This is a genomic window from Citrobacter sp. MGH103 (genome assembly GCF_001034475.2).
Taxonomy (GTDB): Bacteria; Pseudomonadota; Gammaproteobacteria; order Enterobacterales; family Enterobacteriaceae; genus Citrobacter; species Citrobacter freundii.
In genome coordinates, this window is the sequence record NZ_CP073043.1 from 1892821 (window position 1) to 1915555 (window position 22735).

19 protein-coding genes are annotated in these 22735 nt (G+C 52.2%); 18 read left to right on the forward strand and 1 reads right to left on the reverse strand.

Annotated features, from left to right (window positions below):
* The first annotated feature begins 15 nt into the window (after positions 1-15).
* Positions 16-1869, forward strand: coding sequence for an outer membrane assembly protein AsmA (gene asmA, locus SK33_RS08955; RefSeq protein ID WP_048218110.1), 1854 nt, complete (start codon positions 16-18; stop codon positions 1867-1869).
* A 44-nt stretch (positions 1870-1913) separates the two neighbouring features.
* Here asmA and SK33_RS08960 read toward each other — a convergent pair whose 3' ends face one another.
* Positions 1914-3497 (reverse strand): TerC family protein, encoded by a 1584-nt coding sequence (locus SK33_RS08960; protein ID WP_003841782.1) that lies wholly within the window; start codon positions 3495-3497, stop codon positions 1914-1916.
* 656 nt (positions 3498-4153) lie between these two features.
* Here SK33_RS08960 and SK33_RS08965 point away from each other — a divergent pair.
* The 17 genes from SK33_RS08965 (at position 4154) to wzxC (ending at position 22725) form a co-directional block, all read left to right on the forward strand.
* Positions 4154-5293, forward strand: coding sequence for a polysaccharide export protein (locus SK33_RS08965; protein WP_003036765.1), 1140 nt, complete (start codon positions 4154-4156; stop codon positions 5291-5293).
* 5 nt (positions 5294-5298) lie between these two features.
* Positions 5299-5748 (forward strand): low molecular weight protein-tyrosine-phosphatase Wzb, encoded by a 450-nt coding sequence (gene wzb, locus SK33_RS08970; protein WP_048218108.1) that lies wholly within the window; start codon positions 5299-5301, stop codon positions 5746-5748.
* Positions 5745-7907 carry a tyrosine-protein kinase Wzc gene (wzc, locus tag SK33_RS08975; protein WP_048218107.1) on the forward strand — a complete coding sequence of 721 codons (2163 nt, stop codon included), beginning with the start codon at positions 5745-5747 and terminating at the stop codon, positions 7905-7907. The genes wzb and wzc overlap by 4 nt, the downstream gene beginning before the upstream one ends.
* A gap of 72 nt (positions 7908-7979) precedes the next feature.
* Complete coding sequence (gene wcaA, locus SK33_RS08980; protein ID WP_003841790.1) at positions 7980-8822, forward strand: colanic acid biosynthesis glycosyltransferase WcaA; 843 nt, start codon at positions 7980-7982, stop codon at positions 8820-8822.
* Between the two features lie 2 nt (positions 8823-8824).
* The gene (gene wcaB / locus SK33_RS08985; protein ID WP_003036758.1) at positions 8825-9313 is read left to right on the forward strand and encodes a colanic acid biosynthesis acetyltransferase WcaB; all 489 of its coding nucleotides are present in this window, start codon (positions 8825-8827) and stop codon (positions 9311-9313) included.
* Complete coding sequence (wcaC, locus tag SK33_RS08990; protein WP_003036756.1) at positions 9310-10527, forward strand: colanic acid biosynthesis glycosyltransferase WcaC; 1218 nt, start codon at positions 9310-9312, stop codon at positions 10525-10527. The genes wcaB and wcaC overlap by 4 nt, the downstream gene beginning before the upstream one ends.
* Entirely contained in the window at positions 10502-11719 is a 1218-nt protein-coding gene (gene wcaD, locus SK33_RS08995; RefSeq protein ID WP_048218104.1) for a colanic acid polymerase WcaD, read from the forward strand. Before wcaC ends, wcaD begins: the two co-directional genes overlap by 26 nt.
* Positions 11720-11724: 5 nt before the next feature.
* Positions 11725-12471, forward strand: a complete 747-nt coding sequence (gene wcaE, locus SK33_RS09000; RefSeq protein WP_048218101.1) for a colanic acid biosynthesis glycosyltransferase WcaE — start codon at positions 11725-11727, stop codon at positions 12469-12471.
* Positions 12472-12480: 9 nt separating this feature from the next.
* On the forward strand, positions 12481-13035 hold the full coding sequence (gene wcaF, locus SK33_RS09005; RefSeq protein WP_003036750.1) for a colanic acid biosynthesis acetyltransferase WcaF: 555 nt from the start codon (positions 12481-12483) through the stop codon (positions 13033-13035).
* A 24-nt stretch (positions 13036-13059) separates the two neighbouring features.
* Positions 13060-14181, forward strand: coding sequence for a GDP-mannose 4,6-dehydratase (gmd, locus tag SK33_RS09010; RefSeq protein WP_003036748.1), 1122 nt, complete (start codon positions 13060-13062; stop codon positions 14179-14181).
* Between the two features lie 2 nt (positions 14182-14183).
* Positions 14184-15149 (forward strand): GDP-L-fucose synthase, encoded by a 966-nt coding sequence (fcl, locus tag SK33_RS09015; RefSeq protein WP_048218098.1) that lies wholly within the window; start codon positions 14184-14186, stop codon positions 15147-15149.
* A 2-nt stretch (positions 15150-15151) separates the two neighbouring features.
* A complete protein-coding gene (locus tag SK33_RS09020; protein ID WP_003036744.1) occupies positions 15152-15631 on the forward strand; it encodes a GDP-mannose mannosyl hydrolase in 480 nt (159 codons plus the stop codon).
* Positions 15628-16851, forward strand: coding sequence for a colanic acid biosynthesis fucosyltransferase WcaI (gene wcaI, locus SK33_RS09025; RefSeq protein WP_003036742.1), 1224 nt, complete (start codon positions 15628-15630; stop codon positions 16849-16851). The genes SK33_RS09020 and wcaI overlap by 4 nt, the downstream gene beginning before the upstream one ends.
* Positions 16852-16853: 2 nt before the next feature.
* On the forward strand, positions 16854-18290 hold the full coding sequence (gene cpsB, locus SK33_RS09030) for a mannose-1-phosphate guanyltransferase (protein WP_048218096.1): 1437 nt from the start codon (positions 16854-16856) through the stop codon (positions 18288-18290).
* Positions 18291-18425: 135 nt separating this feature from the next.
* Positions 18426-19796 carry a colanic acid biosynthesis phosphomannomutase CpsG gene (gene cpsG, locus SK33_RS09035; RefSeq protein WP_048218094.1) on the forward strand — a complete coding sequence of 457 codons (1371 nt, stop codon included), beginning with the start codon at positions 18426-18428 and terminating at the stop codon, positions 19794-19796.
* 54 nt (positions 19797-19850) lie between these two features.
* Positions 19851-21245, forward strand: a complete 1395-nt coding sequence (wcaJ, locus tag SK33_RS09040; RefSeq protein ID WP_048218091.1) for an undecaprenyl-phosphate glucose phosphotransferase — start codon at positions 19851-19853, stop codon at positions 21243-21245.
* A gap of 1 nt (position 21246) precedes the next feature.
* Positions 21247-22725 carry a colanic acid undecaprenyl disphosphate flippase WzxC gene (gene wzxC, locus SK33_RS09045; protein WP_048218089.1) on the forward strand — a complete coding sequence of 493 codons (1479 nt, stop codon included), beginning with the start codon at positions 21247-21249 and terminating at the stop codon, positions 22723-22725.
* The last annotated feature ends 10 nt before the right edge of the window (positions 22726-22735 follow it).

Below are 22735 nucleotides of genomic sequence, written 5' to 3' on the forward strand. Positions count from 1 at the left end.
TCCATTGGGGATAGCATGAGACGATTTCTGACGACGCTGATGATTCTTCTGGTCGTGCTGGTGACCGGTTTTTCTGCGTTAGTACTGTTGGTGAATCCGAATGATTTCCGCGCGTATATGGTCAAGCAGGTTGCCGTACGTAGCGGGTATCAGCTGCAGTTGGATGGCCCCCTGCGTTGGCACGTATGGCCGCAACTGAGTATCCTCTCAGGGCGAGTGATGTTAACGGCTGAAGGCGCCAGCGAACCCCTGGTTCGTGCTGATAATATGCGTCTCGACGTTGCATTGTGGCCGCTGTTGAGCCACCAGCTCAGCGTGAAGCAGGTGATGCTCAAAGGCGCAGTGATTCAATTGACCCCGCAAACTGAGGCGGTACGCGGCAAAGATGCACCCGTTGCCCCAAAAGACAATATGTTGCCCGATCTGGCGGAAGACAAAGGATGGTCGTTTGATATCGCCCGTCTGCGCGTTGCCGACAGTGTTCTGGTGTTCCAACATGAAGACGATGAACAGGTTACCGTTCGCGATATTCGTCTGGAGATGGAACAAGATAGCCAGCACCGCGGCACGTTTGATTTCTCCGGGCGTGTGAACCGCGATCAGCGCGATCTCGCGTTATCCTTTAACGGTACGGTCGATGCCTCCGATTATCCGCACAACTTATCTGCGAATATTGAGCAGTTAAGCTGGCAACTGCAGGGGGCCGATCTGCCGCCGCAGGGGATTAACGGTCAGGGACATCTTCAGGCGCAATGGCTGGAAGAGAAAAAACAGCTTTCATTTAGCCAGATAAATTTGACCGCTAATGACTCTTCTTTCTCTGGGCAAGCGCATGTGGCCTTGTTGGAAAAACCGGAATGGGCCGTTGACCTAAAATTTGGTCAGCTCAATCTGGATAACCTACTCGTACAACATGACGCAGCGGTGACAGCAAAAGGTGAAGTTCAGCAAGGTCAGAGTCAGTCAACGCTGGCGCGCCCCGTTATTGCTTCCCAGGTTGATGCTGTTTCGTATCAGGGACTCAAGGGTTTTTCGGCAGACATCGCTTTGCAGGCTGACAAAGTGCTGTGGCGGAAAATGGCGTTTGAGAATGTCTCGGCAAAAATAGACAACCGGTTCGGCTTACTGAGCATTGCACAGTTGCAGGGAAAAAGTGATGGCGGGCTGATCTCATTGCCCGGCACGCTGGATGCCAGAAAGGGAGAACCGCGAGCGGTCTTTCATCCGCGCCTGGAAGGTGTTGAAATTGGCACTATTCTGAAGGCCTTTGATTACCCCATCGCACTCACCGGCAAGCTGTCGTTGGCGGGAGATTTTTCCGGCTCGGATATTGACGCCCAGGCGTTTCGTCACAGCTGGCAAGGGCAGGCCCATGTCGAAATGAACGATACGCGAATGGAAGGGATGAACTTCCAGCAGATGATACAGCAGGCCGTCGAGCGTAGCGGTGGAGATGCTAAAGCCCAGCAAAATATGGAGAACGTGACCCGTCTGGATCATTTTGTAACCGATATGACGCTGGATAACGGTGAGGTGACGCTGGATAACATGGTAGGGGAGTCCGCTATGTTGGCACTGACCGGCAAAGGAACGTTAGATCTGGTGAAGCAGAATTGCGACACGCTGTTTAACATTCGCGTGCTGGGCGGTTGGGATGGCGAAAGTAAGTTGATTAATTTCCTGAAGGCCACCCCGGTTCCTCTCAGAGTCTATGGTCAATGGCAATCACTGAACTACAGTCTGCAAGTTGATCAGCTTTTGCGTAAACATCTGCAGGATGAAGCAAAACGTCGCCTGAGTGACTGGGCCGATCGCAATAAAGATTCCCGCAACGGCAAAGATGTTAAAAAGTTGCTGGATAAGCTCTGATTCATATTGCCGGATGGTGGCTAATGCCCCATCCGGCTCGTGACTTACACCTCGTAATCCATCTCTTCTTCACTGTGTAGCGGTATCAGCTGGACTTTTTGCACGCGATGATTTTCCACCTGCAGGGTTTTTAGCCGATAGTCGCCAACCTGGACTTCCTCCCCGGTTTTTGGGATGCGCTGCAAATATTCCATTAAAAGCCCGGCAATGGTGTGATACTCACGTTTTTCATCTAATGGGATAGGGACGTACTGCACCAGGTCTTCCAGCGGCATATGCCCGTTAGCGGTCCATGAACCATCGGCGTTTTTCTGAATATCATGGCGGGCGTCGATTTCCTCTACCTCGTTTGGCAGATTGCCGGCGATGGTTTCCATCACATCACTCAGCGTCACAATCCCTTCGACGGAACCAAATTCATCGGCTACAAACGCGAAGTGCGTCCGGGCGTTTCGGAACTGCTCAAGCGCCGGAAGTAGCGGCAGAGTTTCCGGGAACACCAGCGGCTGGCGAATCAGGACGCGCAGGTCGAGCGGCTCGCCGCGCAGAGACTGTTGCAGCAAATCGATGACATGCACCACGCCAAGCAGTTCTTCCTGCCCGTCTTCGCCAGTGACCACCAGACGCGTATGCTGGTTTTTTTCCAGTAAGGCGCGGATTTCTGCTTCGGGAGCATTGAGGTCGATGTGTTCAATATCGTGACGCGAGGTCATGATACTGCTGACGGTACGCTGATTAAGGTTCAGCACACGTTCAATCATCCTCCGCTCCTGAGGCGCGAAAATCTGACCTTCATGATGGTCCGCCAGCATTGCCGCGGTTTCGGCATCCAGTTCGGCATCTTCTTTTTGCCCGCTCAGCAGCCGCATTACCGCTTCGGCGGTGCGCTGGCGCAGAGTATGGTTGGCTGAGAGGAAGCGACGACGGTTAAAAATAGCCAACTGGTTCAATGCTTCGATCATCACCGAGAAGCCGATGGCCGCGTACAGGTAACCTTTCGGGATATGGAAACCAAACCCTTCGGCCACCAGGCTAAAACCAATCATCAGCAGGAAGCTCAGGCACAGAATAACGATAGTTGGATGACTGTTGACAAAGCGCGTTAGCGACTTGCTCGCCAGCACCATCAGGCTGATGGCAATAATCACCGCAGCCATCATCACGGCCAGGTGATCGACCATCCCAACAGCGGTAATGACGGAATCGAGAGAGAATATGGCGTCCAGCACCACGATCTGCGCGACCACACCCCAGAACTTAGCGCCTTTACGCTGGGTGGGGTTATCGCTGTCTTTTCCTTCCAGCCGTTCGTTGAGCTCCATAGTGGCTTTAAACAGCAGGAAGAAACCGCCGAACAGCATGATCAGATCGCGGGCGCTGAAGCTGAGATCGCGAATGCTGAACAGCGGCGTGGTCAGTGTTACCAGCCAGGATATTGATGCCAGCAGCAGCAGGCGCATAACCATCGCCAGCAGTAGCCCGGTAATACGCGCCTTATCCCGCTGGGCAGGAGGTAGTTTCTCCGCGAGGATGGCAATAAAAACAAGATTATCAATGCCAAGAACAAGTTCGATCACGATTAACGTGACCAGTCCGGCCCAGATTGACGGATCGGCAATCCATTCCATAGTAAATGCTATACCCATAGTTGTATGACAATTGTCACAATTCGATCATGGGTAAAACTGGCGAAAAATGCAATGGCGAGAGGGGATTTCTCTGTCGGTTATATCAGAACAGATGCAGGATAATAGCCTTAATGTAACTACAGGAAATGATTCTATTAATCTAAATATATTTAGGAAATATCGCAGGTGGGATGTTTCTATATCAATATTGTCAACATCAATAAAATCCTAAAAATATACAAATCCAACGCTTAATATTAATCTTAAAAGCTTGGTATCGGTGGCTTGTTATCTTGCCTGATATTCGCTTAGCTGCAACAATTCTTGCGGTAATAATCAAAAGATAAATATTTCCTCATTAACCAGTGGCGCGCATTCCCGATGCGTTGCCGCTGTAAATGTGATGAAAATAAAGGGGAAGATAAAAATTTAAATTAATCAGTGCATTGGTAGCTAGTGAAGCCAGGGGCGGTAGCGTGTCTGGTCGCCTGAAACAAGCCTAAATTATTCTGTCAAGAGACCGCAGATGAATTCATTTTTTTTAGGACTGATGCCAGTTAAATTCCATTTCAATTAACGGCAAGGTAAATACGTACAGGCGAAGTCGCTATTTAGATTGCATGTGATAATTACTCTGCCAAAGTGATAAATAATCAATGATGAAATCCAAACTTAAATTGATACCAGTATTGGTATCGGTAATCTTGATAAACGGTTGTACCGTGCTTCCGGGCAGCAATATGTCTACGATGGGCAAAGATGTGATTAAACAGCAGGACGCTGATTTTGATATCGATCGCATGGTGAATGTTTATCCACTCACCCCACGGCTAGTAGAACAATTACGTCCTCGACCAAATGTTGCACAACCTAATATGTCGCTGGACCAGGAGATTGCCGGGTATCAGTACCGGGTTGGCCCGGGTGATGTTCTGAATGTGACCGTCTGGGACCATCCTGAACTCACCACCCCGGCCGGGCAGTACCGTAGCTCAAGCGATACCGGCAACTGGGTACAACCTGATGGCACGATGTTTTACCCCTACATCGGCAAAGTCAGCGTGGTAGGGAAAACGTTGGCAGAGATTCGTAGTGATATTACCGGGCGCTTAGCGAAGTACATTGCTGACCCGCAGGTGGACGTTAATATCGCCGCTTTCCGCTCGCAGAAGGCCTATGTCTCCGGGCAGGTGAACAAATCCGGTCAGCAGGCCATCACCAACGTGCCGCTTACCGTTCTCGATGCCATTAACGCCGCTGGCGGTCTCACCGAAGCGGCAGACTGGCGCAACGTTGTGCTGACTCATAAAGGGCAGGAGCAACGCATTTCACTGCAAGCACTGATGCAAAATGGCGACCTGAGCCAGAACCGACTGCTCTATCCTGGCGACATTCTGTTTGTCCCGCGTAATGACGATCTGAAAGTCTTCGTAATGGGAGAAGTGAAAAAACAGAGCACCCTCAAAATGGACTTCAGTGGCATGACGCTTACCGAAGCGCTGGGCAATGCCGAAGGTATTGACCTGACCACCTCCAATGCCAGCGGTATTTTCGTTATTCGACCATTGAAAGGCGAAGGCGGGAACAACGGCAAGATCGCCAATATCTATCAGCTTGATATGTCCGATGCGACGTCGCTGGTGATGGCAACATCATTCCGACTCCAGCCATACGATGTGGTGTACGTCACTACTGCGCCGGTTGCTCGCTGGAACCGTTTGATCAATCAGTTGCTGCCGACTATTAGCGGTGTTCGCTATATGACGGACACGGCCAGCGACCTTCACAACTGGTAATCGTCATGTTTAACAAAATCTTAGTTGTCTGTGTGGGGAACATTTGCCGTTCCCCGACGGCAGAGCGCTTGTTAAGGCAATTTCACCCGGCGTTGACGGTCTCTTCTGCCGGTCTTGGGGCGCTGGTGGGGAAAGGCGCGGATCCGTGCGCCATTAGCGTGGCGCAGGCGCACAACCTGTCACTGGATAATCATTGTGCCCGGCAGATCTCGGGACGAATGTGCCGGGAGTATGACCTGATCCTGACCATGGAAAAGCGCCATATCTCTGCCCTGTGTGAAATGGTGCCGGAGATGCGTGGCAAAGTGATGCTTTTTGGTCACTGGGACAGCGAGCGCGAAATTCCCGATCCGTATCGTAAAAGCCGTGATGCGTTTGACGCGGTGTACACATTACTTGAACGGTCTGCCCGCCAATGGGCTCAGGCACTGAACGCAGAGCAGGGAAAACGATGACAGAAAAAGTTAAACAGTCTGCTGCGCCGGTAACGGGCAATGATGAAATCGATATTGGTCGTCTGGTCGCAACGGTGGTGGAAGCCCGCTGGTGGGTACTTGGCATTACCGCGGCTTTTGCATTGTGTGCCGCGGTCTACACGCTGTTCGCCACCCCCATCTATAGTGCGGACGCGCTGGTGCAAATTGAGCAAAATACTGGAAATTCACTGGTGCAGGATATTGGCTCGGCGTTGTCGAACAAACCCCCGGCCTCGGAAGCGGAAATTCAGCTCATTCAGTCACGACTGGTATTAGGGAAAACGGTAGACGATCTCAACCTCGATATCGGCGTGACCAAAGATACGTTCCCTATTTTTGGCGCGGGCTGGGACCGGCTGATGGGCCGTCAGAACGAAACGGTTAATGTGACTACCTTCACGCTGCCAAAGGCTATGAATGAACAGACCTTCACGCTCAATGTGCTGAATGACAAAAGCTATCAACTGGTGAGTGACGGGGGTTTTAGCGTTCGGGGGCAAGTCGGCAAGGTGTTGGAACACGATGGCGTGACGATGCTGGTTGAGGCGATTCATGCCAGCCCGGAGAGCCAATTTACCGTCAGCAAATTCTCCACGCTGGGCATGATAAACACCCTGCAAAATAACCTGATGGTGACGGAAACAGGCAAAGATACCGGTGTATTGAGCCTGACTTTTACCGGTGAAGACCGCGAGCAAATCCGCCAGATCCTCGACAGTATTACCCGTAACTATCTGCAACAAAACGTGGAACGTAAATCCGAAGAGGCCGCCAAAAGTCTGGCGTTTCTGGCCAGACAGTTGCCCGAAGTGCGTAGCCACCTGGATGTTGCTGAAAACAAGCTGAACGCCTTCCGTCAGGATAAAGACTCCGTGGATTTGCCGCTGGAAGCCAAAGCGGTGCTGGATTCGATGGTGAATATCGATGCTCAGCTTAATGAACTGACCTTCAAAGAAGCGGAGATTTCCAAGCTGTTCACCAAAGCGCATCCGGCGTACCGCACGCTGCTGGAAAAACGCCAGGCGCTGGAAGATGAGAAAAGTAAGCTGAACGGGCGCGTAACGGCGATGCCGAAAACGCAGCAGGAAATTGTTCGCCTGACGCGTGATGTGGAGTCCGGTCAGCAGGTCTATATGCAGTTGCTGAACAAGCAACAGGAACTGAAGATTACCGAGGCCAGTACGGTCGGTGATGTGCGCATTGTCGATCCCGCGATTGCCCAGCCTGGCGTGCTGAAGCCGAAAACGGCGCTGATTATTCTCGGCAGTATCATTCTCGGTTTAATGCTTTCCGTGGTGGGCGTACTGCTGCGTTCTCTGTTTAATCGCGGTATTGAAAGCCCGCAGGCGCTGGAAGAGCATGGTATCAGCGTGTATGCCAGTATTCCGCTGTCTGAATGGCAAAAAGCGCGTGATAACGTTCAGACCATTAAAGGTGTGAAACGCTACAAGCAAAGCCAACTGCTGGCCGTGGGGAATCCGACGGATCTCGCCATCGAAGCGGTCCGCAGCCTGCGCACCAGCCTGCACTTTGCCATGATGCAGGCGCGTAACAACGTTTTGATGCTGACCGGCGTCAGCCCGTCGATCGGGAAAACGTTTGTCTGCGCCAACCTGGCGGCGGTCATCAGCCAGACCAACAAACGCGTGCTGTTGATCGACTGCGACATGCGCAAAGGCTATACCCACGAACTGCTGGGGACCAATAATGTCAACGGCCTGTCTGAGATCCTCATTGGCAAAGGGGATATCTCATCCAGCGCTAAACCGACATCGATTCCGCATTTTGATCTGATCCCTCGCGGTCAAATTCCTCCCAATCCTTCCGAACTGTTGATGAGCGAGCGCTTCGGCGAACTGATTGCCTGGGCCAGCTCGCACTATGACCTGGTGTTGATTGACACCCCACCAATTCTGGCGGTGACCGATGCGGCTATCGTAGGGCGCCACGTCGGAACCACGCTGATGGTAGCGCGTTATGCGGTCAACACGCTGAAAGAGGTGGAAACCAGCCTGGGCCGCTTCGAGCAAAATGGCATTCAGGTGAAAGGGGTGATCCTCAACTCGATCTTCCGCCGCTCCAGCGGGTATCAGGATTACGGCTACTACGAATACGAATACACGTCGGATTCGAAATAACTAACAGCAACGCATATCGAATGTAGGCCTGATAAGCGTAGTGCCATCAGGCAACTTTTTTTGGAAACGAAAATGACCACAGAAAACCCGCTAATTTCAATTTACATGCCAACCTGGAACCGCCAGCAGCTGGCCATTCGGGCGATTAAATCGGTGTTGCGGCAGGACTATCCTCACTGGGAGATGATCATTGTGGATGATTGCTCTTCCTCATATGAGCAGTTGCAGCAGTTTGTTGAGGAACTCAACGATCCGCGCGTGTCGTATACGCATAATCCCACCAACTCCGGGGCCTGTGCGGTGCGTAATCAGGCCATTATGCAGGCCAACGGGCAATACATTACGGGGATTGATGATGATGATGAATGGACGCCGAACCGACTGAGTGTATTTCTCAACTATCGCCATCATTTGGTCACGCGGGCGTTTCTGTATGCCAATGACTATGTCTGTGAGGGTGAAGTGTATTCGCAGCCGACCAGTCTGCCGCTCTATCCTAAGTCCGTTTATTCACGCCGCAGGTTTTATAAGCGCAACATCATTGGTAACCAGGTATTTACCTGGGCATGGCGGTTTAAAGCATGTCTGTTCGATACCACGCTGAAAGCGGCGCAGGATTACGACATCTTCCTGCGCATGGTGGTGGCGTATGGCAAACCGTGGAAGGTCAAAGAGGCAACGCAGATCCTGCATGTGAATCACGGTGAGATGCGCATTACCTCATCGCCGAATAAATTCTCCGGCTACTTTCAGTTTTACCGCAAGCACAAAGGCAAATTTGACCGGGCTAGCAAGAAATATCAGCTGTTTACCCTCTATCAGATCCGCAATAAACGGATGAACTGGCGCACGCTACTGACGCTGCTTTCTGTTCGCAACAGTAAGCGTCTGGCCGACGGACTGCGAGGACGCTAATTATGCTGGAAGATTTACGCGTGAACGGCTGGAGTCTGCGCCCCTGCTGCATGGTGGTGGCCTATCGGATTGCCCATTTTTGCTCCGTCTGGCGTAAAAAAAACATCTTAAACAACCTGTGGGCCGCTCCGATACTGGTGATGTACCGCCTTATCACCGAATGCCTGTTTGGCTATGAAATTCAGGCTGCTGCATCAATCGGTCGTCGTTTCACCATCCATCATGGCTATGGGGTGGTTATCAATAAACACGTGGTTGTGGGGGATGATTTTACCCTACGTCACGGCGTCACCATCGGCAATCTTGGCACCAACGATTTGTCCTGCCCGGTAATCGGTAACAGCGTTGAGCTGGGGGCCAATGTCACTCTGCTTGGCGACGTTGCTATTGGCGATAACGTGACGATTGGTGCCGGGAGCGTCGTGGTGGATAGCGTTCCGGACAATGCGCTGGTCGTGGGCGAGAAGGCACGGGTGAAGGTAATAAAATGAAGATATTACAATTTAATGTGCGACTCGCAGAAGGTGGGGCGGCAGGCGTGGCGTTAGATTTGCATCTGAGGTCGCTGGAAAAAGGGCTGTCGTCGCGTTTTGTCTATGGCTATGGCAAAGGCGGTAAAAAAAGCGCCAGCCATGCGAAATACCCGCAGGTTATCAAATATACGCCGCGCCTGACGTCGGCGGCGAACATTGCGCTGTTTCGTTTCGCGAACCGCGACATGTTCGGCAATCTCGACAAGCTATATCGTACGGTTACCCGCACTAACGGCCCGCTGGTACTGCATTTTCATGTGTTGCACAGCTACTGGTTGAACCTGGAAGAGGTAGTCTCCTTTTGCCAAAAAGTGAAAGCGCATAAACCGGATATCACCTTCGTCTGGACGCTGCACGATCACTGGAGTGTGACCGGGCGCTGTGCCTTTACCGATGGCTGCGAAGGCTGGAAAACGGGCTGTCTGCAATGCCCAACGCTGAGCAACTATCCGCCGGTAAAAATCGATAAAGCCCATCAACAGTTGCCCGTTAAGCGGCAGATGTTTCGTGCGATGCTGGCGCTGGGTTGCCAGTTTATCTCGCCCAGTCAGCATGTGGCCGACGCCTTCAACAGCCTGTATGGCGCGGGACGCTGCCGCATTATCAATAATGGCATTGATGTGGCAACTGAAACCATTCTTGCCGAACTACCCGCGATGCCTGAGGAGAGCGGTCGGCCGAAAATTGCCGTGGTGGCTCATGACCTGCGCTATGACGGCAAAACCAGTCAGCAACTGGTGCGAGCTATTACCGCGCTCGGAGACAAAATTGAGTTGCATACCTTCGGCAAATTTTCGCCATTTGCGGGAGATAACGTCATCAATCACGGTTTTGAGAGCGATAAGCGCACGTTGATGAGTGCGCTTAATCAGATGGATGGACTGGTGTTCAGCTCCCGTGTCGATAACTACCCGCTGATTCTGTGCGAAGCGCTGTCCATCGGCGTACCGGTAATAGCCACGCACAGCGATGCCGCGCAGGAAGTGCTGGCTAAATCAGGTGGAAAAACGTTCAGCGAAGCTGAAGTGTTGCAACTAGTGCAGCTGAAAAAATCAGACATTGCGCAGGCGGTATTTGACACGTCGCTTGCCGCATTTAGCCAGCGCAGCCAGTTGGCATACAGTGGACAACAGATGCTGGAGGAATATGTCTCGTTCTATCAGAATCTGTAGCTATCTGGTGCTACCGCTGCTTTATCTGCTAGTAAACGTCAAACTCGCCCAGCTTGGCGAGAGCTTCCCGATAACTATCGTCACCTTTTTACCCGTTCTGCTGTTGCTGTTTATCGAGCGCATCAATATCAAAAAATTAATGATCGCGCTGGGCGTAGGGGGCGGACTGACGGCATTTAACTATCTGTTCGGTCAGTCACTGGATGCCAGCAAGTACGTGACGTCCGCCATGTTGTTTATCTATACCGTGGTGATTATTGGCATGGTATGGAGTATTCGCTTCAAAACCATTTCACCGCATAACTACATTAAAATCTTGCGCTTTTTCTGGCTGGTCGTGGGACTGGTGGTGGGGTTAGCTGCAGCTGAAATGGCACAGATAATTCTCAGCGGCGGCAGCAGTTTAATGGAAGTTATTTCGAAATATCTTATTTACAGTAACAGCTATGTTCTGAACTTTATTAAGTTTGGTGGGAAACGAACCACCGCGCTCTATTTCGAACCGGCATTCTTCGCTCTGGCGTTAATCTCAATTTGGCTCAGTATCAAACAGTTTGGTATCAAAACACCTAAGTCCGATGCTATGATTCTGGTAGGGATAATATTATCGGGATCGTTTTCAGGAGTAATGACGTTTATTTTGTTTTACCTCCTGGAATGGGCGTTTCAGTACCTAAATAAGGATGCGATAAAAAAGAAGCTACCTCTGGCGATAATCTCATTAAGCGTGTTTTTAGTTGGTGTGATATTTGCTTTTCCGTACATCGCAACGCGGCTTGGTGATTTAGGAACTGAAGGTTCGTCATCGTATTATCGTATCGTAGGACCATTAGTGATGGTCGGTTATTCGTTACTGAACGTTGATGGCGTAGTGAGATTTGGCTCACTTTATGAATACGTCGCGTCATTCGGAATTTTTAACGGTGCAGATGTCGGTAAAACAATAGACAATGGCTTGTATCTGCTGATTATTTATTTTTCATGGTTCGCGGTGATATTAACCCTATGGTACATGGGGAAGGTCATGAAAATGATGATCAATGCGTTTGGCGATAATCAGAATTATCGGGTGCAGCTTTATCTTTTTACACCATTGTCACTGTTTTTTACAGGTTCAGTATTTAGTCCGGAATACGCATTTTTAATTGTGTGTCCGTTTATTTTGCGCAAGGCGCTGAATATCGCGAGGTAACTCACATGCTGCTCAGTATCATTACCGTCGCCTTTCGCAATCTGGAAGGGATCGTCAAAACTCACGCGTCGCTGGCACATCTGGCGCAAGCGGGTGATATCAGTTTTGAGTGGATTGTTGTTGATGGCGGCTCCTCGGATGGTACGTCGGCGTTTCTTGAAGGACTCAGTGGAGAACACCGGTTACGGTTTGTCAGCGAGCCGGATAACGGCATCTATGATGCGATGAACAAAGGCATCGCCATGGCGCGCGGGCGGTTTGCACTGTTCCTCAACTCCGGGGATATTCTGCATGCGAATGCGGCTTGTTTTATCCGCCAGCTAAAAATGCAGAGTGACCAAACTATGGTCATTGGCGATGCGTTGCTGGATTTCGGCAATGGCAACAAAATTAAGCGTCGGGCAAAACCGGGTTGGTATATTTATCACAGCCTGCCCGCCAGCCATCAGGCAATATTTTTTCCGCTCTCAGGACTGAATGTCTGGCATTATGATTTGCAATATAAAATATCGTCAGATTACGCGTTGGCAGCCAAATTATACAAGTCCGGTTACGCTTTTAAAAAGCTGCGCGGGCTGGTGTCGGAATTTTCTATGGGCGGAGTGTCAACGACGAATAATCTGGAATTGTGCCGGGATGCCAAAAAAGTACAGCGCCAGATATTACACATGCCAGGTTTTTGGACCGGATTGTCAGGGTATTTGCGTCTGCGCACAACCGATAAAACAAAAACCTTATATGGAAAAACGTAAGGGCACAGTATGCAAGACTTAAGCGGATTTAAAGTGCCTGGAGGTTTTCGCGGCGGCGGCGCTATTAAAGTGCAATTATGGTGGGCGGTGCAAGCAACATTATTTCGCTGGTCTCCACAGGTCATGTATCGCTGGCGTGCATTTTTATTACGGATGTTTGGCGCAAAAATAGGAAAAAACGTAGTCATTCGGCCTTCAGTAAAAATTACTTATCCGTGGAAACTAACTCTGGGAGATTATGCCTGGGTGGGTGATGACGCGGTTTTATATACGTTAGGTGATATTACGATTGGGGCCCACGCAGTTATTTCGCAAAAAAGTTATTTATGCACCGGGAGTCATGATTATGCCAGCCAACATTTTGATATTAACGCCACACCGATAGTGGTTGGCGATAAATGCTGGCTGGCGACAGATGTCTTTGTCGCGCCTGGCGTGACGATTGGCGATGGCACCGTCGTCGGAGCACGAAGCAGCGTATTTAAATCGCTGCCAGCAAATGTCATTTGTCGGGGAAATCCCGCAGTAGTCACGCGCGAACGCGTCGAGAAAGTTACTCCCTGAGGGGATCACTGAAGAGGTTATAACATGTCAAAAGTCGCTCTCATTACTGGCGTAACCGGGCAGGATGGTTCTTACCTGGCAGAACTCCTGCTGGAAAAAGGGTACGAAGTACACGGTATTAAGCGTCGCGCTTCATCATTCAACACCGAACGTGTGGACCACATCTACCAGGATCCGCATTCAGGCAATCCCAAATTTCATCTGCACTATGGCGATTTGACGGACTCCTCCAATCTGACCCGTATTTTACAGGAAGTCCAACCGGATGAAGTCTATAACCTGGGTGCCATGAGCCACGTTGCGGTGTCGTTTGATTCACCGGAATACACCGCAGATGTTGATGCGATCGGCACCTTGCGCTTGCTGGAGGCGATCCGCTTCCTTGGTCTGGAAAAAAAGACCCGTTTTTATCAGGCGTCTACCTCTGAGCTGTACGGTCTGGTTCAGGAAATCCCGCAGAAAGAGAGCACGCCGTTCTATCCGCGTTCACCGTATGCCGTTGCTAAGCTGTACGCCTACTGGATAACCGTCAACTACCGTGAGTCTTACGGGATGTATGCCTGTAACGGCATTCTGTTTAACCACGAGTCTCCGCGCCGCGGCGAAACCTTTGTCACTCGCAAAATTACCCGGGCGATCGCCAACATCGCTCAGGGGCTGGAGTCTTGCCTGTACCTGGGCAACATGGATTCACTGCGCGACTGGGGGCATGCCAAAGATTACGTCAGGATGCAATGGATGATGCTGCAGCAGGATAAGCCGGAAGATTTCGTGATTGCCACCGGCGTGCAGTATTCCGTGCGCCAGTTTGTAGAAATGGCGGCAGCTCAGTTGGGGATTAAATTGCGCTTTGAAGGTGAGGGCGTGAATGAAAAAGGCATCGTGGTTTCCGTGACCGGACATGATGCGCCGGGCGTGAAGCCAGGCGATGTCATGATTGCCGTTGACCCGCGCTACTTCCGTCCGGCTGAGGTGGAAACGCTGCTGGGCGATCCGGCCAAAGCACATGAAAAACTGGGCTGGAAACCGGAAATCACGCTGCGCCAGATGATCTCGGAAATGGTTGCTAACGATCTTGATGCGGCGAAGAAACATTCCCTGCTTAAGTCGCACGGTTACGAGGTCGCCATCGCGCTGGAGTACTGAGGATGAAGACACAACGTATTTTTGTGGCGGGCCATCGCGGGATGGTGGGGTCCGCCATCGTCAGACAATTGTCGCAGCGAAATAATGTGGAGCTGGTGCTGCGTACCCGCGACCAGCTTAATCTGCTGGACGCCAGTGCGGTGCAGGCGTTTTTTGCCGCTGAACGTATTGACCAGGTTTATCTGGCGGCGGCAAAAGTAGGAGGGATTGTGGCAAACAATACTTATCCTGCTGATTTTATTTATGAAAATATGATGATTGAGAGCAACATTATTCATGCTGCACATCTGCATAACGTGAATAAACTGTTGTTTCTCGGGTCATCCTGTATTTATCCCAAGCAAGCTACCCAGCCAATCGCCGAGAGTGAACTGTTGCAGGGGACACTTGAACCGACCAATGAGCCGTATGCGATTGCCAAAATTGCCGGGATCAAGCTGTGTGAATCGTATAACCGACAGTATGGCCGTGATTATCGCTCGGTGATGCCGACCAATCTGTATGGGCCGCATGACAACTTTCATCCGAGTAAGTCGCATGTGATCCCGGCGCTGCTGCGCCGCTTTCATGAAGCTCGCGGGCAAAATGCTCCGGATGTGGTGGTATGGGGCAGCGGGACGCCAATGCGTGAATTTCTGCATGTCGACGATATGGCGGCGGCCAGTATCCACGTGATGGAGTTGGCTCAGGAAGTGTTGCAGGAATATACCCAGCCGATGCTGTCGCATATCAACGTGGGGACCGGCCTGGACTGCACCATCCGTGAACTGGCGCAGACTATTGCGGAGGTCGTGGGCTACAAGGGGCGCGTGGTGTTTGACGCCAGCAAACCGGACGGCACGCCGCGCAAATTGCTCGACGTTACGCGTCTGCATCAGTTGGGCTGGTATCACGAGATATCTCTGCAAGCGGGGCTTGCCAGTACATATCAGTGGTTCCTTGAAAACCAGCAGCGTTACCGGGGGTAAGCATGTTTTTACGTCATGAGGATTTTGCCACCGTTGTACGTTCAACTCCGCTGATTTCCATCGATTTGATCGTGGAAAACGCCCACGGTGAATTTCTGCTTGGCAAGCGCCTCAATCGTCCTGCGCAGGGGTACTGGTTTGTGCCTGGCGGTCGGGTGCAAAAAGATGAACCGCTGCACGCGGCCTTTGAGCGGCTTACTGAAGCTGAGCTGGGGTTACGTTTACCGCTGTCCGTTGCGCAGTTTTACGGTGTCTGGCAGCACTTCTATGACGACAACTTTTCCGGGAAAGATTTCTCAACGCATTACATCGTGCTGGGATTTCGTCTGCGGGTGTCGGAAAACGACCTGCAACTGCCTGACGTTCAACATGACGCGTACCGCTGGCTGGCAATTGAAGAGATTCTGGCCAGTGACCACGTGCACGACAACAGCCGGGCTTACTTCTGTGAGAAGAGTCAGGCCGGAGCACCCGGGCTATGAAGATCCTTGTGTATGGCATCAACTATTCGCCGGAGTTGACCGGTATCGGTAAATACACCGGTGAAATGGTGGAGTGGATGGCGCAACAGGGGCATGACGTACGGGTGATCACCGCGCCGCCTTATTATCCGCAGTGGAAAGTCAACGGTCGCTATTCATCCTGGCGCTACCGTCGTGAAGAGGGCGATGCCATCGTCTGGCGTTGCCCGCTGTATGTGCCTGAGCAGCCCTCCACGCTCAAGCGTCTACTGCATTTAGGCAGTTTCGCCCTGAGCAGTTTCTTCCCACTGCTGGCGCAACGCCGCTGGAAGCCGGATCGCATCATTGGGGTAGTGCCGACGCTGTTTTGTACGCCGGGAATGCGCCTGCTGGCGAAGCTGTCCGGGGCGCGCACGCTGCTGCATATTCAGGATTACGAAGTTGATGCCATGTTGGGACTTGGCATGGCGGGCAAAGGCAAGCGCGGTATGGTGGCAAAACTGGCCAGCGCCTTTGAGCGCAGTGGGCTGTTGAATATGGATCATATTTCGACCATTTCTCGCTCAATGATGAACAAAGCACAGGAAAAGGGCGTTGATGCACAGAAGGTTATTTTCTTTCCGAACTGGTCAGAAGTAGCGCGTTTTCGCGATGTGGACGCCGCTGATGCTCTGGCGTTGCGCCAGCAGCTGGGCTTGCCTGATGAAAAAAAAATCATTCTCTACTCGGGCAATATCGGTGAAAAGCAAGGGCTGGAGAGTGTGATCGACGCAGCGGCCCTGTTGAGCGAGCGGCCCTGGCTGTTTGTGATTGTCGGGCAGGGCGGGGGTAAAGCGCGGCTGGAGAGTATGGCCAGCGAACGCGGCCTGAACAATGTGATGTTCTTTCCGCTGCAATCTTATGACGCGCTGCCTGCGCTGCTCAAGATGGCGGACTGTCATCTGGTGGTACAAAAGCGCGGTGCGGCGGATGCTGTACTGCCCTCCAAACTGACCAATATCCTCGCCGTTGGTGGTAACGCGGTGATTACCGCCGAGCCGGAAACCGAGCTGGGGCAGCTCTGTAACATTGTTCCAGGCATCGCAGTATGCGTGGAGCCGGAATCGGTAAACGCGCTGGTTTGCGGTATCCAACAAGCGTTGAGGATGCCAAAAGTCAATACGGTGGCACGTGACTATGCCGAACGCACGCTGGATAAAGATAACGTGCTTAGCCAATTTATTGCTGATATTCGGGGTTAATGATGAGTCAAAGCAAACTCTTTCCGGTAGTGATGGCCGGTGGCTCGGGTAGCCGTTTATGGCCTCTGTCCCGCGTATTGTATCCAAAGCAGTTCCTGTGCCTGAAAGGTGATCTCACCATGCTGCAGACAACGATCTGTCGTCTGAACGGCGTGGAGTGTGAAAGCCCGGTGGTTATCTGTAATGAACAACACCGTTTCATCGTCGCGGAACAGCTACGGCAACTGCACAAGCTGACTGAGAACATTATTCTCGAACCCGCCGGTCGTAACACGGCACCGGCGATAGCGCTGGCCGCACTGGCGGCAAAACGTCAGTGTCCGGGGGACGATCCGCTGCTGCTGGTATTGGCGGCCGATCACATGATTGCCGACGAAGAGGCTTTTCGCGAGGCGGTTCGCAATGCAATGCCCTATGCCAGTGCGGGTAAGCTGGTGACGTTTGGTATCGTGCCGGACCAGCCGGAAACGGGCTATGGCTATATCCGCCGTGGCGAGGTTTCGCCAACGAATACCGACGCCGTGGCGTTCGAAGTAGCGCAGTTTGTTGAAAAGCCCAATCTGGAAACCGCGCAGGCTTATGTGGCGAACGGCGATTACTACTGGAACAGCGGCATGTTCTTGTTCCGCGCCGGACGTTATCTGGAAGAACTGAAAAAATATCGCCCCGACATTCTTCAGGCCTGTGAGAATGCCATGAGTGCGGTTGACCCCGATCTCGATTTTATCCGCGTTGATGAACAGGCGTTTCTCGACTGTCCGGAAGAGTCTGTGGACTATGCGGTAATGGAACGTACGGCCGATGCGGTGGTAATGCCCATGAACGCAGGCTGGAGCGATGTTGGCTCCTGGTCATCGCTGTGGGAAATCAGCGCCCATACCGCCGAAGGCAATGTGCATCATGGCGACGTCATTAGCCACAAAACGGAGAACAGCTACGTGTATGCCGAATCTGGCCTGGTGACGACCGTCGGGGTGAAGGATCTGGTGGTGGTGCAGACCAAAGATGCGGTGCTGATCGCCGATCGCAACGCGGTGCAGGACGTCAAAAAAGTGGTGGAGCAAATTAAAGCTGACGGACGACATGAACACCATATTCACCGTGAAGTTTACCGTCCGTGGGGCAAGTACGACTCCATTGATGCCGGAGACCGTTACCAGGTGAAGCGAATTACCGTTAAACCAGGTGAGGGATTGTCCGTGCAGATGCATCATCACCGGGCTGAACACTGGGTGGTGGTGGCCGGTACCGCGAAAGTGACGATCAATGATGATATCAAACTGCTCGCTGAAAACGAGTCTGTCTATATTCCGCTGGGGGCGACCCATTGTCTGGAGAACCCGGGGAAAATCCCGCTCGATCTGATTGAAGTGCGCTCCGGATCTTACCTCGATGAGGATGATGTGGTGCGGTTTGCGGACAGATACGGGCGCGCCTGATGCAGGATGCGCCGCGCTTATCCGGCCTACAACACCGTAGGCCCGGTAAGCGAAGCGCGCCGGGAAATGCATTTAACACTCATTAAAAGGCTCATTAAGAGTCAGGGCCTCCTGTTGCCTGAAGAAGGGTAAATCATGACGAAATTAACCTGTTTCAAAGCCTACGATATTCGCGGCAGGCTGGGCGAAGAGCTGAATGAAGATATCGCGTGGCGTATTGGCCGAGCTTACGGTGAGTTCCTGAAGCCAAAAACGATTGTCCTCGGTGGTGATGTGCGCCTGACCAGCAAGACGCTAAAGCTGGCGTTGGCGAAAGGACTTCAGGATGCGGGGGTGGATGTGCTGGATATTGGCATGTCGGGTACCGAAGAGATTTATTTCGCCACCTTCCACCTGGGTATTGACGGCGGTATTGAAGTGACCGCCAGCCATAATCCGATGGATTACAACGGCATGAAGCTGGTGCGGGAAGGGGCACGGCCCATCAGCGGTGATACCGGTCTGCGCGACGTACAGCGCCTGGCGGAAGCCAACGACTTCCCGGCGGTTGATGAGACAAAACGTGGCCGCTACCAGCGTATTACTACCCGTGATGCCTACATTGACCACCTGCTGGGTTACATCAATCCCGCCAATTTGAAACCGATGAAGCTGGTGCTCAATTCCGGCAACGGCGCGGCAGGTCCGGTGGTTGACGCCATTGAAGCCCGTTTTAAAACATTGGGCGTGCCGGTCGAGTTTATCAAAATCCACAATACGCCGGATGGCAACTTCCCCAACGGTATTCCCAATCCTCTGCTGCCGGAATGTCGGGCTGACACGCGCAACGCGGTGATTGAACATGGCGCGGATATGGGGATTGCCTTCGACGGTGATTTTGACCGCTGCTTCCTGTTCGATGAAAAAGGTCAGTTCATTGAGGGTTACTACATTGTCGGCCTGCTGGCGGAGGCGTTTCTGGAGAAGAATCCGGGGGCGAAGATTATCCACGACCCGCGTCTGTCCTGGAACACAGTGGACGTGGTGACGGCGGCAGGCGGTAAACCGGTGATGTCAAAAACCGGGCACGCGTTTATCAAAGAGCGGATGCGCCACGAAGATGCCGTCTATGGCGGTGAAATGAGTGCGCATCACTATTTCCGTGACTTTGCCTACTGTGACAGCGGCATGATCCCGTGGCTGCTGGTGGCTGAACTGCTTTGTCTGAAAGGACAGTCGCTGGGCGAACTGGTCCGCGACCGGATGGTGGCCTATCCGGCGAGTGGTGAAATAAACAGCACGCTGGCAGAGCCGGCGGCAGCGATTGCGCGCGTGGAGCAGCATTTTTCCCGTGAGGCGCTGACGGTAGACAGAACGGACGGTATCAGCATGTCGTTTGTCGACTGGCGCTTCAATTTACGCTCTTCCAATACCGAACCGGTGGTGCGCCTGAACGTGGAATCGCGCGGAGATATTCCGTTGATGGAAGCGCGAACGCGCACTCTTCTGGCGTTACTGAATCAGTAATGCTGGTGCTTCCTTTGCCCGATTCTGGGCAAAGGGTGACTAACAGGAACCACGATGACACATCTAAAGAAGCGCGAGCGCGCCAAAACCAATGCGTCGTTAATTTCGATGGTGCAACGCTTTTCAGATATCACCATCATGTTTGGCGGGTTGTGGGTAATCTGCGAATTAAGCGGTTTGCCTTTCCTGTACATGCACCTGCTGGTGGCGCTGATCACGCTGGTCGTTTTTCAGATGCTCGGTGGCATAACGGATTTTTATCGCTCCTGGCGTGGTGTCAAAATGACCACTGAGCTGGTGCTGTTGCTGCAAAACTGGACGCTGAGCCTGATTTTTTGCGCAGGTCTGATCGCCTTTAATAACGATTTTGATAACCGTCTCGCCGTCTGCCTGGAGTGGTATCTGCTATCCAGCGTTGGCCTGGTGTTGAGTCGTTCGTTTATTCGCTACGGTGCGGGATGGCTGCGTAATCGCGGGTACAACACTCGTCGGGTGGCGGTGGCAGGGGACCTGCCAGCTGGACAAATGCTGCTGGACAGTTTTCGCCATGAACCGTGGCTGGGGTTTGAAGTAGCGGGGGTCTATCACGACCCTATCCCTGGAAAAAACTCCCGCGACTGGGCCGGTAATCTGCAACAACTGGTGGATGACGCCAAAGCCTCACGCATTCATAACGTTTATATCGCCATGTCGATGAGCGATGGTGCCAGCGTCAAAAAATTGGTGCGCGAGCTGGCCGATACCACCTGTTCAGTGATCCTTATTCCTGATGTGTTTACCTTCAACATTCTACATTCACGGATTGAAGAGATGAACGGCATTCCGGTGGTGCCGCTGTATGACACGCCACTCTCGGGGATTAATCGTCTGTTAAAGCGCGCGGAAGATATCGTGCTGGCTTCACTGATCCTGCTGCTTATTTCCCCGGTGCTATGTGGCATAGCGCTACTGGTAAAACTGACCTCCAAAGGACCGGTGATTTTCCGCCAGACCCGTTACGGCATGGATGGGAAGCCGATCAAAGTCTGGAAGTTTCGCTCAATGAAAGTGATGGAAAACGATGCGGTGGTGACGCAGGCGACGCAAAACGATCCGCGCGTTACTCCTGTGGGGAATTTCCTGCGTCGGACGTCGCTTGATGAACTGCCGCAGTTTATTAACGTGCTGACGGGAGGGATGTCTATCGTCGGACCACGTCCGCATGCGGTGGCGCATAACGAACAGTACCGCCAACTGATTGAGGGATACATGTTACGCCATAAGGTGAAACCGGGTATTACCGGCTGGGCGCAAATCAACGGCTGGCGCGGTGAAACCGATACGCTGGAAAAAATGGAGAAACGTGTGGAGTTTGACCTCGAATACATTCGCGAGTGGAGCGTGTGGTTCGATATCAAAATTGTTTTTCTGACGATATTCAAAGGCTTTGTTAACAAAGCGGCGTATTAACATGAGTTTACGAGAAAAAACGCTTAATGGCGCAAAGTGGTCGGCGATTGCCACGGTGATCATTATTGGCCTCGGACTTATTCAGATGACCGTCCTGGCGCGAATTATTGATAACCACCAGTTCGGGTTGTTAACCGTGTCGCTGGTGATCATAGCGCTGGCCGATACGCTGTCGGATTTCGGCATCGCCAACTCAATTATTCAACGCAAAGAGATTGGTTATCTGGAGCTGACAACGCTGTACTGGCTCAACGTTGGGCTGGGGATCGTGGTCTGTGTGGCGATGTTTCTGCTTAGCGAGACGATTGCCAGCGTGCTCAATAATCCCGAACTGGCGCCGCTCATCAAAACCTTATCACTGGCGTTTGTGGTGATACCGCACGGGCAGCAGTTTCGCGCGCTGATGCAAAAAGAGCTGGCCTTCAACAAAATTGGCATGATTGAAACTAGTTCGGTGCTGGCTGGATTTACCTTTACCGTGGTCAGCGCCCATTTCTGGCCGCTCGCGCTGACGGCCATTCTTGGGTATCTGGTGAATAGTACGCTACGTACGCTGCTGTTCGGCTATTTTGGCCGCCGGATTTACCGACCCGGGCTGCATTTTTCACTGGCATCCGTTTCGTCGAACCTGCGTTTTGGCGCATGGCTGACGGCAGACAGCATCATCAATTACATCAATACCAACCTTTCCACGCTGGTTTTAGCCCGCACGTTGGGAGCTGGCGTGGCGGGCGGATTCAATCTCGCCTGGAACGTGGCGGTTGTCCCGCCGATCAAACTGAACCCGATTATCACCCGCGTGCTGTTTCCGGCGTTTGCCAAAATCCAGGACGACAGTGAAAAACTACGGGTGAATTTTTACAAGCTGCTGTCAGTGGTTGGGATTATCAACTTCCCGGCGCTACTGGGACTGATGGTGGTGTCGAATAACGTGGTGCCGCTGGTATTCGGCGATAAGTGGAACGGCATTATTCCGGTCCTGCAACTATTGTGCATTGTGGGTCTGCTGCGCTCGGTGGGGAATCCAATAGGATCGCTCTTGATGGCGAAAGCCCGGGTCGATATCAGCTTCAAATTCAATGTGTTCAAAACCTTTCTGTTTATTCCTGCCATTTTCATTGGCGGTCATCTGGCGGGGGCGATTGGCGTGGCGCTGGGCTTTCTGTTGGTCCAGGTGATTAACACGATCCTCAGCTACTTCGTGATGATCAAGCCTGTTCTTGGCTCCAGCTACCGTCAGTACATGCTCAGCCTGTGGCTGCCGTTGTATCTCTCCTTACCAACCCTTGTGGTGAGCTATGCGTTGGGCTTAACCCTGCGCAACCAGGTGCCATTAAGCGCGCTGCTGGGGATCCAGATAGCGGCAGGAGCACTGGTGTTTGCGCTAATGATTGTGTTGTCGCGCCATCCGCTGGTGGTGGAAATAAAACGCCAACTCTGTCGCAGTGAAAAAATGAAAACCTTGCTCCGTGCGGGATAAGAACAACGTT